A 13,348-nucleotide genomic window follows, 5' to 3' on the forward strand; every position below is an offset into this window, starting at 1 on the left:
CTCCGGCGCCCATAGTGAGCGGAACGGCACGCCGGCGCGGGCGGTCCAGTTCTTCTCCCACGTCCCGTCGCGATCGATGCTCCAGACCAGGCCCAGATAGCGCCAGCTGTTCAGGTCGCGCGAACGCCAGAGCTCGACGCCGTCGTTGAAGGCCCAGCAGTTCTCGCCGGTGGTGCCGGTCATGTAATAGTCGCCGTCGCCGCCCAGGCAGATGATCGTGTCGCGGATGTGCACGTCCCAGATCGGACGGATGGCGGGAAGCTTGCCGCTCTTCACCGCCGACGCCGAGTCCGCCGACCCCCACGGCGCGGTGGGATAGCGGCGCGGCTCCGGACCCTTGTAGCTCACCTCGGAAAGGCCCGAGAGCCAGCCCCCGTCCTGGGTGGCCTTGGTGACCGGCCGGCCCGGACCGCTTACCCCGGCGAAGGGCCAGTAGTCCTTGGCCGGCGGCGGGATGACCCGGCGGCTGTTGTCCGCCCCCTCCAGCTTCGGCGTCCCCGGCTTCGGATAGGTGGGATAGAACGCCTGGGCGAGGGCAGGTCCGCCCGCCAGGCCGAGCGCCGCGGCGCTCAGTCCGGCCAGCAGCGACCTGCGATCCGGCCGCCGGCCGGCCGCCGTTGCCTCAAAGCGTTCCATGGTTCCCTCACGGCAAGTCTAGGACTCCGGCGAATATCCGGGTCGGCGGCCGTGTCAATGGAAGAGGCGGCTAGTGCAGCCCGCGCAGCAGGTCCATGCGCCGCATGGCCTTGCCGGGGATCTCCGAGATGCGGCCCAGCGGCAGGGCCTCGGCCACGCTGCGGACGCCATAGGCGGCGTGCCGCACCAGGCTGGGCATCGACGCCGAGCCCAGGAAGCCGAACACCACGGTCTGGCGGGCGTTGGAGAGCTCGCGCTTGAAGCGGTAGTCGCCGGCGCCGAGGTCCAGCCGCATGTACGGCGTGCCGTCCATGCTCTTGAGGATGTCCTGGAACAGCATCAGGCCGGGCGAATAGCGTTCCAGATCCGGGTTGTGGGCGATCAGCCAGCCGTGGATCGTGTGCTCGCCGCGCAGGTGCAGGTGCACGGCCGCCAGGCGCTCGCCCAGATGCAGGGTGTAAAGCCCGCCGCCGAAGTCCGGATCGCGCCGGGCGAAGACGTCGTTCAGCAGCTTGTTGACCCACGGCGCCTTGAACAGGTCGGTCTGGTGGGTCAGCAGCAGTTGCACGCGCTTCCAGGCGATCAGCTGGTCGAAGGCCGCGCGGCTTTCCGACATGGCGGTGAAGCGGCAGGGGCCGACCTCGCGCTCGGCCTTGCGGCGCTTCTTGTCGATGTCCTTCAGCACCCCGACGCCGGCGTCCCTACGCTCGGCGGCATAGGCCTCGTAGCCGTCGGGAGTCTCCACGACCCAGCTGTCGGTCTGGCCGCGCGCGTGGCGGCCCAGGGTCTCGTCGTCGGCCATCATGTGGCAGAAATCGATGCGGTCGACACCCAGGGCGGCCAGCAGGTCGCGCGGGTCCATCGCCACGCCCGGCGCCGAGACCAGGGCCTGATAGTCGCACATTGGCGCGCCGACCGGCATGGCCACGTCCTGGCGGACCCGGGCCGGCAGGAAGGCCAGGGCCTCGCCTTCGGGACCGCGCTGGATCGCGACCTTGACGTCCTGGCCCTTCTCGCCTTGGGCCTTGGCCACCATCAGGGTCCATTGCGGGGAGAGAAACGGGGAATCCAGCCGCGTCTGGCCACGCTGAAGCTCGGCCCACCGCGCGATGTCGGCGGGCGCGAGGTCCAGGGCTTTGACGACTTCGATGGGCAAGACGGTGTTCCGACGGGGTGAGTCGCGGCGCATGGTGACGCCGATAACTTTCCTTAGGGTTGACGAGACGCTGTTATCTCAACGTCGTCCCTCGACCGCCTAATCCATGAGCCTACGCGTCAGATAGGTATATTCCAGCGCCTGCCGGCGGGCGGTCTCGGCCAGGTTGGCGCTGGCCGCGTGGCCGCCGTCGATGTTCTCGTAATAGAGCACCGGATAGCCAAGCTCTTCCAGCCGCGCGGCCGCCTTGCGAGCGTGGGCCGGATGGACGCGGTCGTCCTTGGTCGAGGTCTCGATGAACACCTCGGGATATTTCCGGCCGGCCTTGAGGTTGGAATAGGGGTCGTACCTGGCGATGACCGCCCGTTCCGACGGTATGGCCGGGTCGCCATACTCGCCGACCCACGAGGCGCCGGCCCCGATCTGGCTGTAGCGGATCATGTCGAACAGCGGCACCTGCACGACGATGGCGTTGTACAGCTCGGGCCGCTGGGTCAGGGCCACGCCCATCAGCAGGCCGCCATTGCTGCCGCCCATGATCCCCAGGCGCCGCGGCGAGGTGATCTTGCGGGTGATCAGGTCCTGGGAGACGGCGAAGAAGTCGTCATAGGCCTTCTGGCGGTTGGCCTTCAGCGCCGCCTCGTGCCAGGCCGGGCCGAACTCGCCGCCGCCGCGGATGTTGGCGACGACGTACGTGCCGCCGCGCTCCAGCCACAGCTTGCCCATCACGCCCGAATAGCCGGGGGTCATCGACACCTGGAAGCCGCCATAGGCGTAGAGCAGGGTCGGGGCCGAGCCGTCGTACTTCACACCCTTGGGCCGCACGACGAAGTAGGGGATCTTCACGCCGTCGCTGGACGTGGCCTCGAACTGCTCGACCACGTGGGTCGAGGCGTCGAACCGCGCCGGCGAGGCCTTGACCTGCTCCAGTTTCAGCGAGCCGGCGTCGGCCAGCCAGTAGGTGGTCGGAGCCAGGTAGCCGGTGACGGTGACGAACAGGCGCTCGTCCGTCTCGGCGCTGGAGCCCAGGCCGATGGCGCTGTTGGCCGGCAGGTCCAGGGCCTGGGACGTCCAGCCCTTCGGCCCATGGCTGAAGACCCTGGCCGCGCCCTTGACGTTGTCCAGCATGCCGACGACCAGCTTGGTGCGGGTGGTCGTGACCTGTTCGACGGACTGCCTGGCGGTCGGCCGAAGGACGAGCGTCGCCACCGCCTTGTCCGGCGCGGCCTTCAGCTTGGCGAGGTCAAAGCTGATCAGGTCGCCGGTCTTGAAGCCCTTCTCCGGCCAGTCCTGCTCCATCAGCACGACCATCTGGCCGGCGACATAGCCCTGGATCGAGCTCTTCAGCGGCAAGTCCAGCTTCACCGGCTTGGCGCCCTCCAGCAGGTAGGTCTCGCTTTCGAAGAAGGTGACGCCTCGGTTGGCCATTACCGCCACGACCTTGCCGTCGGCGTCGCGCAGCACGAACGGGCTGACGGCGACGTCGGTCTCGGTCCCCCGGAAGCGTTCCGTCGCCTGGTCCAGGGCCTGGCCGCGCTTCAAGGCCTTCAGCACATAGGCGTAGCCTGATTTGGTCAGCTCGCCGGGCTTCCACTCGCGGCCGACCAGCAGGGTGTCCTTGTCCAGCCACGTGTAGTTCTGCTTGCCCTCGGGCAGGACGAAGCCCCCCTGGGAGACGGAGTCCACGAAGGTCTTGGTCGTGGTGTCGAACTCGCGGACCGTCACGGCGTCCTTGCCGCCGTTCGACAGGGTGACCAGGCACCGCGTGTCCTCGGGCGGGAGACACGAAGCCCCCTTGAACACCCAGTTGGCGTTCTCGGCCTTGGACAGGGCGTCGACGTCGAGGATCGTCTCCCAGGCCGGCTCGGCCGCGCGATAGCTGTCCAGCGTCGTCTTCCGCCAGATGCCGCGCACGTGGTCCTTGTCTTGCCAGAAGTTGCGCAAGCTGCCGTCGCCGGCGAACGAGACGCCCGGCACCCGATCCTTGGCGTTCAGGATGGCCAGGGCCTTGGCCTCCAGGTCGGCGTAGCGCGCATCGCCCTGCAGCACCGGCAGGGTCTTGCCGTTCTGAGCCTTGGCCCAGTCCATGGCGCGGGTCCCCTCGATCTCCTCCATCCAGATGTACGGGTCGTCCTTGCCCAGTTCGGACAGCGGGGTGTGGGCTTCGGGCTTGTCGGCTTCGGCGGCGATCGCGGGGGTCAGGGTCATCAAACCAGTAGACATAAGGATGGGGGTGGCGAGGAGGGCGGTCAGGAACTTACGCATCTGGGGATCCATCGGCGCGCGCGACAGGCGGCGGCCTGGCGGCGGAGCGTGAGCATGGCCGGGACGGTATCGAACATTCGTCCGGGCGCCACCCCAAATCGCGGAACGCTTAGCCCCGAAAAAGCCCGATGGCGGGCCTTCATGCCCGCGTCGCCGCGTCCCCTGACTTGGCGCGGCTTTTCCACTATATAGCCACGTCATGAGCCGCACCTTCCTGAAGATGAACGGGCTCGGCAACGACTTCGTCGTCATCGAGACCGCCACGCAGACCTTTGATCCGACTCCCGAGGAGATCCGCGCGATCGCCAAACGGGGAGAGGGCGGGATCGGCTGCGACCAGGTGATCGCCATCGACCCGCCCCGGGCCGAGGGCGCGGCGGCCTATGTACGGTTCTGGAACTCGGACGGCGAAGAGACCGGCGCTTGCGGCAACGGCACCCGCTGCGTGGCCTGGCTGCTGATGCAGTCGTCGGGCAAGGACGCCGTGGCCTTCGACACCGTCGCCGGGCGGCTTTCGGGCGTAACGGCTGGCGACAAGCTGGTCACGGTCGACATGGGCCAGCCCGGTCTCGACTGGACCCAGATCCCACTGGCCGAAGAGATGAACACCGAGCGGGTGGAGCTGCAGGTCGGTCCGATCGACGCGCCGCTGGTCCACACGCCGGTCTGCGTCTCGATGGGCAATCCGCACGTGGTGTTCTTCGTCGACGCGCCCGTCAGCGACGCCTTCGCCACCGGCACGGGCAGCCTGGTCGAGCACCACCCGCTGTTCCCGGAGGGCGTCAATGTCGGCTTCGCTCACATCGCCGCCCGCGACCACATCCAACTGAAGGTCTGGGAGCGGGGCGCGGGCCTGACCCTGGCCTGCGGCACCGGCGCCTGCGCCGCCCAGGTCGCCGCCGTCCGTCGCGGCCTGACCGACCGCAAGGCCCGCGTCGAGTTCGAGAGCGGCTCGCTGGTCATCGAATGGCGCGAAAGCGACGGCCACGTGATCATGACCGGCCCGATCACCATGGAATATGCCGGCAAGCTGCCGGAACTGGTCGCCGCTTAGGCCATGGGCACCTACACCGTCATCGCGGCGACGCCGAAGCCCAAGCCAGAAGTCGGAGAGGAGGGCGGCCCGGCCGTCGTCAGTTCCGGCCCGAACGGCGTTGACGTCGTCACCTTCGGCTGCCGACTGAACGCCTATGAGAGCGAGGCCATCCGGGCCCGCGCCGCGGCCGACGGGCTGGCTGACGCGGTGGTGTTCAACACCTGCGCGGTGACCAACGAGGCCGTGCGCCAGGCCCGCCAGGCGATCCGCAAGGCCCGCCGCGAGCGCCCGGACGCCCGGCTGATCGTCACCGGCTGCGCCGCCCAGATCGACCCCGCGGCCTTCGCCGCCATGCCCGAAGTCGACCTCGTCCTGGGCAATGCCGAGAAGGCCGCGCCCGGCGCCTTGCTGGACACGTCCACCCGCGTGCGGGTCAACGACATCATGTCGATCAAGGAGACCGCCGGTCACCTGATCGACGGCCTGAAGGATCGCGCCCGGGCCTATGTCGAGGTCCAGAACGGCTGCGACCACCGCTGCACCTTCTGCATCATCCCCTATGGCCGTGGAAACTCGCGCTCGGCCCCGGCCGGAGAGGTCGTCGAGCAGGTCCGCAAGCTGGCCGCCGAGGGTTATCGCGAGGTGGTGCTGACCGGCGTCGACGTCACCTCGTGGGGCGGCGATCTGCCCGGGCAACCGACCCTGGGCCAGCTGGTCGGCCGGATCCTGCGGATGGTCCCGGACCTGCCGCGCCTGCGCCTGTCGTCGATCGATGCGGCCGAGATCGATCCGGACCTGTTCAAGCTGCTCGAGACCGAGCCGCGCCTGATGCCTTACCTGCATCTGTCGCTGCAAGCCGGCGACAACATGATCCTCAAGCGCATGAAGCGCCGTCACAGCCGCGAGGACGCCCTGAAGCTGGTCGCCGAGGTGCGCCGCGTGCGTCCCGACACCGCCTTCGGCGCCGACCTGATCGCCGGCTTCCCGACCGAGACCGAGGAGGCGTTCGAGAACACCCTGAAGCTGGTCGAGGAGGCGGGCCTGGCCTTCCTGCACGTCTTCCCCTACAGCGCCCGGCCCGGAACACCCGCCGCCCGCATGCCGCCGGTCAAGGGCCCGCTGATCAAGGACCGCGCCCGCCGCCTGCGCGAGGCCGGCCAACGCGGCCTGGAGCGCCATCTGCAGCGCCAGGTCGGCCGCACCCTGTCGGGACTGGTCGAGCGCGAGGGCGTCGCCCGCGCCGACGACTTCACCGAGATCCGCTTCGAGGGCGAGGCGCCCTTGGGCCAGATTGTCGCCTTCACCGTGACCGGCCACGACGGTGCGCACGTCTTGGCGGAGCGGGCCGCCTGAGCCCCCGGCGGGCTCTCGCCTCTGCGCTTCTGGTGCTGGCCTTGCTGGCCAGCGCTCCGGCGCGCGCCGACGACCTCGCCAGTTCTCGCAAGCCTGTGACGTTCAGCGTCATGACCTACAATGTCGAGGGTTTGCCTTGGCCGGTCCGCTCTGGTCGCGGGACGGCGCTGAAACAGATTGGTTACGAGCTGGCCGCCATGCGCGCCAAGGGCCAGGCGCCCGACGTCGTGCTGATCCAGGAAGGCTTCCGCGACGAGGTCTGGGACCTGATCGACGAGAGCGGCTATCCGTTCGTCGCCCGGGGGCCGCGCAAGGGCCAGCGCGATCCGAACTACTTCGCCAAGGACGAACGGCCCGACTTCCGGCGCGTGAAGTACCGCCGCAAGGGCGAGGGTCTGGGCAAGTGGGGGTCCAGCGGCCTGTGGGTGCTCAGCGACCATCCGATCGAATGGGTCAAGTCGCATGCCTATCGCTACTGCGCGGGCCTGGACTGCCTGGCCAACAAGGGCGTGATGCTGGCGGCGATCCAGGTTCCCGGCCTGCCGGTTCCGGTCGAGATCGCCGACACCCACCTCAATTCCAAGGGCGCCTCGGGCGTGCCGCGCAGCCGGGCGACCGCCGCCCACCACCTGCAGGCCGACGAGCTGAAGCGCTTCATGCAGGCCGACCGCACGCCGGGCGCGCCGCTGATCGTCGGCGGCGACTTCAACGTCATGCACTCGGCCGACCGCTTCGACCACGTGATGAGCGACTATCCGTTCGAGGTGGTCAGCCGCTGGTGTCACGAGCGGCCCAAGGCCTGCGACACCCAGATCTCGTACGACGGCGACGCGCCGTGGCTGGACACCCAGGACCTGATCGGCTTCCTCAATGGCGACGCCGTGGCGGTGACGCCGGTCGCGGTCGAGGCCACGTTCGACGGCGCGGGCGAGCCGGTGCTGTCGGACCACGACGGCTACAAGGTGACTTTCAGGCTGACACCCAAGGAGTAGGGCGATGGGTTTGAGCGGCGGCTGCCAGTGCGGCGCGGTGCGGTTCAGGGTCGAGGGCCAGCCCCAGCGCGCCTCGATCTGCTGGTGCCGCATGTGCCAGAAGGCCTTCGCGGGACCGTTCGGGGCGCTGGTGACCGTCAACGTCGCCGACCTGACCTGGACGCGGGGCGCTCGCTCGATCTTCCAGAGCTCGGACGCCGTTCAGCGCGGCTTCTGCGCCGCCTGCGGCACGCCGCTGACCTACGAATACAGCGACGGCGACGACAAGATCGACCTGGCGGTGTTCGCTTTCGACGATCCGTCAGCCGTTGAGCCCCTGGTTCAGCTGGCCGTGGAGAGCCGACCGGCGTGGATGGAGCATTTGGCCGAGATGCCGGTGCGCCCGCCGATGGGGCCGAGCGGGCCGGTGGTGTCGAGGCAGCATCCGGATCACGACACCTGATCCTTCTCCCCTTGCGGGAGAAGGTGGCCCGGAGGGCCGGATGAGGGGTCGATAAACCTGTCCGGCTAGTGCGACCCCTCACCCGACCCGCTTCGCGGGCCACCCTCTCCCGCAGGGGGAGAGGGAGAGTCTTCTCCGGCGAACCCCGGCAGGCTCCACCCCAGCTTCAGCGCACAAGCCCGCAGCCCGAACGCCGCGACGAACCCCGCGATCCCGGCCGGCCAGAACGGCGCGCCCAGCAGCTGCAGCACCGCGAACACGCCCGCGCCAAGCAGGGCCGCGGTGATGTAGATCTCGCGGCGCAGCAGCAGGTTCGGCTCCTCGGCCAGCACGTCGCGGATCACGCCGCCGAAGGCGGTGGTCAGCACGCCCATGACCACGGCGCTGAACGGGTGGACGCCGAGGCTCAGCGCCTTGGCCGTACCCACGACCGCGTAGGCGGCCATGCCCAGGGCGTCCAGCCACAGCAGGGCCCGGAACCGCCAGCCGCGCTTGCCCAGCAGCCAGACCACGGTGGCGGCGGCCAGGCACGCGAGAATGTAGCCGGGCCGCTGCACCCAGAACACCGGCGCGCCGATCAGCAGGTCGCGCAGGGTCCCGCCGCCGACGCCGGTGATCGCCGCGAAGAATCCGAAGGTGATGATGTCGTGCTTACGCCGGGCCGCCGCGAGGGCGCCGGTTGCCCCGAAAACGGCCGCCGCGGCGTAGTCCAGCCAGAAAAGCGCGGTTCCGAGGGGGTCCAGGTGCACGTCCATGCCCGTACATGCCATGAGCGGCCGGGCTCCGTGAACCACGTCGCGGTAATATCCGATTTACACTTTCGCCCGTTCGACTAAAGGGGCGCGGATGAGCGACAAGCCCGAGCAGAAAAAAGGCTGGTTCCAGCGCCTGACGTCGGGCCTGACCCGGTCGTCCCAGCAGATGACCGAGCAGGTCACCGGGGTCTTCACCAAGAGACCCCTCGACCAGGAGCAGCTGGACGCGCTGGAAGAGATGCTGATCGAGGCCGACCTCGGCCCGCAGATCGCCGCCCGCATCACCGAGGCCTTCGGCAAGGCGCGCTTTGGCAAGTCGTCCAGCGACGACGAGGTCAAGGAAGCCCTGGCCGAGCTGATCGCCGCCGAGCTGGCCGACCGCCAGGGCAGCTTCGACCCGCTGGCCGGCCCGCGCCCCTATGTGGTGCTGTTCATCGGCGTCAACGGCTCGGGCAAGACCACCACCCTGGGCAAGATCGCYGCCGACCTGACCGAGAAGGGCGCCCGGGTGCTGATCGCCGCCGGCGACACCTTCCGCGCCGCCGCCGTCGAGCAGCTGAAGGTCTGGGCCGATCGGGCCGGGGCCGACTTCATGGCCAAGCCCACGGGTTCGGACGCCGCCGCCCTGGCCTACGAGGCCGTGGAGCGCGCCAAGGCCGAGCACTACGACGTGGTGCTGATCGACACCGCCGGCCGCCTGCAGAACAAGCAGGGCCTGATGGACGAGCTGYTCAAGGTCATCCGCGTGGTGAAGAAGGTCGATCCGGACTATCCGCACGAGACCCTGCTCGTCCTGGACGCCACCGTCGGCCGCAACGCCCTGGCCCAGGAGAAGATCTTCGGCAACCAGGTCGGCGTCTCCGGGATTGTCATGACCAAGCTGGACGGCACCGCGCGCGGCGGGGTGCTGGTGCCGGTGGCCCGGGCCTCCGACAGTCCGATCAAGCTGATCGGGGTGGGCGAGGGGGTCGAGGACCTGCAACCGTTCGACGCCCGCGCCTTCTCGCGCTCCCTCGTCGGCCTGAAGGACTGATCCGTGAGCGAAGCGCCGCCAGAGGGCCTGCAAGAAGCGAAGAAGAACAATAACGGCTGGGTGCGGACGGTCGTCGACTACGGCGCGGCCATCGCGTTCGGCGCGGCCTATTTCATCACCAAGGACTTCCAGAAGGCGACCTGGGTGCTGGTGGCCGCCTCGGCCGCGGCCCTGGCGATCGGCTTCGCGCTCGAGCGCCGCCTGGCCCTGCTGCCGCTGTTCTTCGGCGGCATGGCCCTGATCTTCGGGACCCTGGGCCTGGTGTTCCATTCCGACGTGTTCGTGAAGATCAAGGTCACGGTGATCAACCTGGCCCTGGCCGCCTTCCTGTTCGGTGGGGTGCTGACTGGACGCCAACCGCTGAAGCTGATCATGGGCGAGGCCCTGCATCTGCCCGACGCCGCCTGGCGGACCCTGACCCTGCGCTATGGCGGCTATTTCGGCGTGGTGGCGGTGCTGAACGAGATCGTCCGCAACACGCAGGGCACCGACACCTGGGTGAAGTTCCGCCTCGGCCTGCTGCCCCTGGCCCTGGTGTTCGTCGCCACCCAGCTGCCGTTCATGATCAAGCACATGGCCAAGGGCGACGAGCCCGCCGCCGTGGAGCCGCCCGACGCTGGTTTCTAGAGACGCGGGCTTCTAGTTTCCGCCGTCCACGGACCGTTGTCGTCAAACCGACGTGTTCCGGTGCTAGCCTTTGTCCGTCGGCCGAGCGACGGCCGCGCGGACAGGGGGCGAGCATGGCCAAGAGCAAGGGCGACAAGGTGGTCGGAGGCCTGCTGGAGCGTTCGCCCAGCCATCTGCTGCACCGGGTCCTGCAGCTGGCCCTCGACATCTATGCCGAAGAGTGCGGCGAGGCGGGGGTCACCCAGCGCCAGTTCGCCGTGCTGGCCGCCGTGGCCGAGAACGAGGGCGTCACCCAGACGGCCCTGGTCCGCGCCACCGGCATCGACCGCTCGACCCTGGCCGACATGGTCGCCCGGATGATCACCAAGGGCCACCTGGAGCGCCAGCGCTCCAGCGAGGACGCCCGCGCCAACAGCGTCCGCCTGACCGACGCCGGCCGCGAGGCGCTGGAAGCCATCCGCCCGATGGTGTCGATGGCCGACGCCCGCATTCTCGCGCTCCTCAAGCCCGGCAAGCGCGAAGGCTTCCTCGACCTGCTGGCCGACATGGCCGGCGCCGAGTTGCACCCGGCCGAGGCCGAGCCCAAGCCGAAGAAGGCCAAGGCGCCGAAGGCCGAGAAGCCGAAGAAAGAAAAGAAGCCCAAGAAGGACAAGGCCGCGAAGAAGGCGGCTTAGGGTTAGTTCGGTTTCCTTCTCCCCTTGCGGGAGAAGGTGTCGACAAAGTCGACGGATGAGGGGTCGCGCAACGAAAGCCGCCGCGACGGCGGTCAGGCTGTCGCGGCGGATCGTATCTTCAACCCCTCACCCGACCCCCTTCGTGGGCCACCCTCTCCCGCAAGGGGAGAGGGAACTTTAAACCACGATGTTCAGCAGCGAGCCGGGGCGCAGGATCTTCTGCGGTTGGCTGTCGGGCTGCACGAACGGCTTCTGCGGGGCCGGGCGATGCTGGGGCTGGGCCATGGTCTGCATCTGCACGGTCGACGGCGCGGCGGTCGGACGGGTCGGGGCCGTGTCGGTCAGGGCCGCCTGGAAGAAGGCCGCGCGCGTCTGGGCGCCCGGACCCGTGGCGGGGGTCGAGGCGGGCTTGGACGGGACGGACGGCCAACCGGCGGGACGGACGGTGCTCATGACTCGAAGTCTATCATGGTTAACGCAAGGTCGGCGAGTATGGTCAACGCCGCGTTAACGCGATAGCTCCGCGACCTGAGAGCGCACCCTTGCGCGAAACCTGGCGTCTGGAGACCCCGTGAACCGGCAGAAGATTATCTTCCTGATCGTCCTGGGCGCGGCCGGGCTGTTCGTCGCGTCGATGGTCGGCTCAATGATGCCGAGCAAGCAGGTCCTGCCGAACGGCTACCAGATGTCGGTCGGCGGCAAGGGCGAGACCTGGATGCGGTCGCCGGATCGCCAGGTGCTGGTGACGGACGTAACGTCGGTTTGGACGTCCGCCGGCCAGATGCTGGTCGAGCGTCACACGACCGAGGACAAGCTTGCCGACTGCGACTATCAGGTGGCGGATGGGCGAGGCGCGCTGCGTCCGGTCTCGAAGGCCGAGGCTCAAGTCCTGCTCGCGGGCATGGAGCGCCAGGCCGCGTCGCCCAAGACGTGCGTGAAATAGAAGCCTAGCGAGCTTTCTTCAGCAGCTCTTCCGCCGCGTCGGGGGTCAACGGGCCGGTGTGCTTGGCCAGGATCACGCCGTCAGACCCCACGAGATAGGTCTCGGGCACGCCGGTGACGCCGAACTCCAGGCCCGCGCGGCCGTCGCGGTCGACCAGGCGCTCGGCGAACGGGTCGCCCAGGCGGGTCAGGAAGGCCTGGGTGTTGGCCGGGGCGTCCTTGTAGGCGACGCCGACAACCTTCACGCCTTGCGCCTTCAGCGCCATCAGTTGCGGGTGCTCGACCTCGCAGGGGGCGCACCACGACGCGAAGAAGTTGACCAGGATCGGACCCTCGGTCGCGGCGCGGATCGGAGCGGGTCGGCCGCTGTCCAGCTCTGGCAGGGTCAGGGCCGGCATCGGCTTGCCCACCAGGGCGTGCGGCTGGACGTGCGGGTCGCGCTTCAGGGCGTAGCCCGCGAACAGGGCCGCCAGGGCGACCAGGACCAGCAGCGGCGCGAAGGCCAGCCAGCGCTTCACGCGGTCTTCTCCGCGTCCAGCTGGGCCTGCAACCGCTCGGCTTCGCGGCGCCAGCGGTCGGCGGTCAGCAGGCTGTCGGCGATCATCCAGGCGAAGGCGGCGGCCGAGATCGCGAAGGCCGGCCACAGGTAGACGGCGTACTTGCCGGCGTCGAAATCGAAGCTCATCGGCCGCCCTCCGCCAGCTTCATGGCCAGGCTGCGGGCTTTGCGCCGCCAGACCAGGGCGCGGATGCGCACCAGCCACAGCGCGCCGAACCCGCCCAGATAGGCCAGGCCCATCAGCACGGCCGGCCAGGCGTAGATGGCCGGCAGGCCGTCGCCGCGCTTGGCCATGAAGGTCGAGGAGCCCTGGTGCAGGGTGTTCCACCACTCGACCGAGAACTTGACGATCGGCAAGTTGATCAGCCCGACCAGGGCCAGGATCGCCGCGGCGCGCGCGGCCTTCTGCTCGTCCTCCAGCGCCCCGCGCAGGGTCATGTAGCCGAGATAGAACAACAGCAGCACCAGCACCGAGGTCAGGCGCGCATCCCACACCCACCAGGTTCCCCACATCGGCTTGCCCCACAGCGAACCGGTGATCAGGGCCAGGGCGGTGTAGGCGGCGCCCAGCGGCGCGCAGGCCTGGGCGGCGAGATCGGCCAGGGCTTGGCGGAACACCAGGGCCAGAAAGCTGGCGACGCCCAGGCAGACATAGATGAACAGCGAGATCGAGGCGGCCGGGATGTGGATGAACATCATCCGCACCGTGTCGCCCTGCTGATAGTCCTCGGGGACCAGGAAGGTCATGACCAGGCCGGCGATCCCGGCGGCGACGGACAAGGCGCCCAGCAACGGCGCGGCCCATCGCGAGAAGGCCATGAACCGCTCGGGATTGGTCAGGAAATCGAACGGGTGGCGCGCGTCCATGATCACGCTCTA

General features: G+C 69.0%; 16 protein-coding genes and 1 pseudogene. 9 read left to right on the plus strand and 8 right to left on the minus strand.

The genetic code is table 11. The features are described from left to right. The 3 genes from AC1DSO_RS19115 to AC1DSO_RS19125 all read right to left on the minus strand — a co-directional run. Positions 1 to 636, minus strand: a 636-nt coding sequence (locus tag AC1DSO_RS19115) for a hypothetical protein (protein ID WP_477070320.1), incomplete at its 3' end; no start/stop codon positions are given. A 70-nt stretch (positions 637 to 706) separates the two neighbouring features. Then, positions 707 to 1,792 (minus strand): GNAT family N-acetyltransferase, encoded by a 1,086-nt coding sequence (locus tag AC1DSO_RS19120; protein ID WP_477070321.1) that lies wholly within the window; start codon positions 1,790 to 1,792, stop codon positions 707 to 709. Between the two features lie 99 nt (positions 1,793 to 1,891). Continuing rightward, positions 1,892 to 4,057 (minus strand): prolyl oligopeptidase family serine peptidase, encoded by a 2,166-nt coding sequence (locus AC1DSO_RS19125; RefSeq protein WP_477070322.1) that lies wholly within the window; start codon positions 4,055 to 4,057, stop codon positions 1,892 to 1,894. Between the two features lie 199 nt (positions 4,058 to 4,256). Here AC1DSO_RS19125 and dapF point away from each other — a divergent pair, with 199 nt between their 5' ends. From dapF to AC1DSO_RS19145, 4 genes are read left to right on the plus strand one after another with little or no spacing between them, the layout of a single operon-like run. Further along, positions 4,257 to 5,111, plus strand: coding sequence for a diaminopimelate epimerase (gene dapF, locus AC1DSO_RS19130; protein WP_047404046.1), 855 nt, complete (start codon positions 4,257 to 4,259; stop codon positions 5,109 to 5,111). A gap of 3 nt (positions 5,112 to 5,114) precedes the next feature. Next, positions 5,115 to 6,446 carry a tRNA (N(6)-L-threonylcarbamoyladenosine(37)-C(2))-methylthiotransferase MtaB gene (mtaB, locus tag AC1DSO_RS19135; RefSeq protein WP_477070323.1) on the plus strand — a complete coding sequence of 444 codons (1,332 nt, stop codon included), beginning with the start codon at positions 5,115 to 5,117 and terminating at the stop codon, positions 6,444 to 6,446. A gap of 32 nt (positions 6,447 to 6,478) precedes the next feature. After that, positions 6,479 to 7,438, plus strand: a complete 960-nt coding sequence (locus AC1DSO_RS19140) for an endonuclease/exonuclease/phosphatase family protein (RefSeq protein ID WP_477070324.1) — start codon at positions 6,479 to 6,481, stop codon at positions 7,436 to 7,438. Between the two features lie 4 nt (positions 7,439 to 7,442). Continuing rightward, entirely contained in the window at positions 7,443 to 7,880 is a 438-nt protein-coding gene (locus AC1DSO_RS19145; RefSeq protein WP_477070325.1) for a GFA family protein, read from the plus strand. Between the two features lie 65 nt (positions 7,881 to 7,945). On the opposite strand, the gene AC1DSO_RS19150 is transcribed toward AC1DSO_RS19145, so the two are convergent. After that, complete coding sequence (locus tag AC1DSO_RS19150; protein ID WP_477070326.1) at positions 7,946 to 8,635, minus strand: trimeric intracellular cation channel family protein; 690 nt, start codon at positions 8,633 to 8,635, stop codon at positions 7,946 to 7,948. Positions 8,636 to 8,726: 91 nt separating this feature from the next. On the opposite strand from AC1DSO_RS19150, the gene ftsY reads away from it, so the two are divergent. The 4 genes and pseudogenes from ftsY to AC1DSO_RS19170 form a co-directional block, all read left to right on the plus strand. Further along, positions 8,727 to 9,668, plus strand: a complete 942-nt coding sequence (gene ftsY, locus AC1DSO_RS19155; protein WP_477070327.1) for a signal recognition particle-docking protein FtsY — start codon at positions 8,727 to 8,729, stop codon at positions 9,666 to 9,668. A gap of 3 nt (positions 9,669 to 9,671) precedes the next feature. Then, positions 9,672 to 10,295: an inner membrane-spanning protein YciB gene (locus AC1DSO_RS19160; protein ID WP_477070328.1), complete on the plus strand. Its 624-nt coding sequence runs from the start codon at positions 9,672 to 9,674 to the stop codon at positions 10,293 to 10,295. Between the two features lie 113 nt (positions 10,296 to 10,408). Then, positions 10,409 to 10,969: a MarR family winged helix-turn-helix transcriptional regulator gene (locus AC1DSO_RS19165; protein WP_477070329.1), complete on the plus strand. Its 561-nt coding sequence runs from the start codon at positions 10,409 to 10,411 to the stop codon at positions 10,967 to 10,969. A gap of 24 nt (positions 10,970 to 10,993) precedes the next feature. After that, a pseudogene (locus tag AC1DSO_RS19170) lies at positions 10,994 to 11,143 on the plus strand (hypothetical protein); the annotation flags it as partial. Between the two features lie 3 nt (positions 11,144 to 11,146). Here the strand turns inward: AC1DSO_RS19170 and AC1DSO_RS19175 are convergent. Further along, positions 11,147 to 11,422, minus strand: a complete 276-nt coding sequence (locus AC1DSO_RS19175) for a hypothetical protein (RefSeq protein WP_477070330.1) — start codon at positions 11,420 to 11,422, stop codon at positions 11,147 to 11,149. Positions 11,423 to 11,540: 118 nt separating this feature from the next. Here AC1DSO_RS19175 and AC1DSO_RS19180 point away from each other — a divergent pair, with 118 nt between their 5' ends. Continuing rightward, complete coding sequence (locus AC1DSO_RS19180; RefSeq protein WP_477070331.1) at positions 11,541 to 11,912, plus strand: hypothetical protein; 372 nt, start codon at positions 11,541 to 11,543, stop codon at positions 11,910 to 11,912. Positions 11,913 to 11,916: 4 nt separating this feature from the next. Here the strand turns inward: AC1DSO_RS19180 and AC1DSO_RS19185 are convergent, their stop codons facing one another. The 3 genes from AC1DSO_RS19185 to ccmC are packed head-to-tail and all read right to left on the minus strand — an operon-like array spanning position 11,917 to position 13,336. Next, the gene (locus AC1DSO_RS19185; RefSeq protein ID WP_477070332.1) at positions 11,917 to 12,429 is read right to left on the minus strand and encodes a DsbE family thiol:disulfide interchange protein; all 513 of its coding nucleotides are present in this window, start codon (positions 12,427 to 12,429) and stop codon (positions 11,917 to 11,919) included. Then, on the minus strand, positions 12,426 to 12,596 hold the full coding sequence (gene ccmD, locus AC1DSO_RS19190) for a heme exporter protein CcmD (RefSeq protein WP_477070333.1): 171 nt from the start codon (positions 12,594 to 12,596) through the stop codon (positions 12,426 to 12,428). Before ccmD ends, AC1DSO_RS19185 begins: the two co-directional genes overlap by 4 nt. Further along, entirely contained in the window at positions 12,593 to 13,336 is a 744-nt protein-coding gene (ccmC, locus tag AC1DSO_RS19195) for a heme ABC transporter permease CcmC (protein ID WP_477070334.1), read from the minus strand. Before ccmC ends, ccmD begins: the two co-directional genes overlap by 4 nt. Positions 13,337 to 13,348 lie beyond the last annotated feature (12 nt).

This window comes from Caulobacter sp. P4_E5 (genome assembly GCF_056401555.1).

Bases quoted from the DNA above. Each gene is read 5' to 3' on its own strand.
- AC1DSO_RS19125 (WP_477070322.1), bottom strand. From the start codon at position 4,057: ATGCGTAAGTTCCTGACCGCCCTCCTCGCCACCCCCATCCTTATGTCT.
- dapF (WP_047404046.1), top strand. From the start codon at position 4,257: ATGAGCCGCACCTTCCTGAAGATGAACGGGCTCGGCAACGACTTCGTC.
- mtaB (WP_477070323.1), top strand. From the start codon at position 5,115: ATGGGCACCTACACCGTCATCGCGGCGACGCCGAAGCCCAAGCCAGAA.
- AC1DSO_RS19145 (WP_477070325.1), top strand. From the start codon at position 7,443: ATGGGTTTGAGCGGCGGCTGCCAGTGCGGCGCGGTGCGGTTCAGGGTC.
- AC1DSO_RS19150 (WP_477070326.1), bottom strand. From the start codon at position 8,635: ATGGACGTGCACCTGGACCCCCTCGGAACCGCGCTTTTCTGGCTGGAC.
- AC1DSO_RS19165 (WP_477070329.1), top strand. From the start codon at position 10,409: ATGGCCAAGAGCAAGGGCGACAAGGTGGTCGGAGGCCTGCTGGAGCGT.
- AC1DSO_RS19175 (WP_477070330.1), bottom strand. From the start codon at position 11,422: ATGAGCACCGTCCGTCCCGCCGGTTGGCCGTCCGTCCCGTCCAAGCCC.
- ccmD (WP_477070333.1), bottom strand. From the start codon at position 12,596: ATGAGCTTCGATTTCGACGCCGGCAAGTACGCCGTCTACCTGTGGCCG.
- ccmC (WP_477070334.1), bottom strand. From the start codon at position 13,336: ATGGACGCGCGCCACCCGTTCGATTTCCTGACCAATCCCGAGCGGTTC.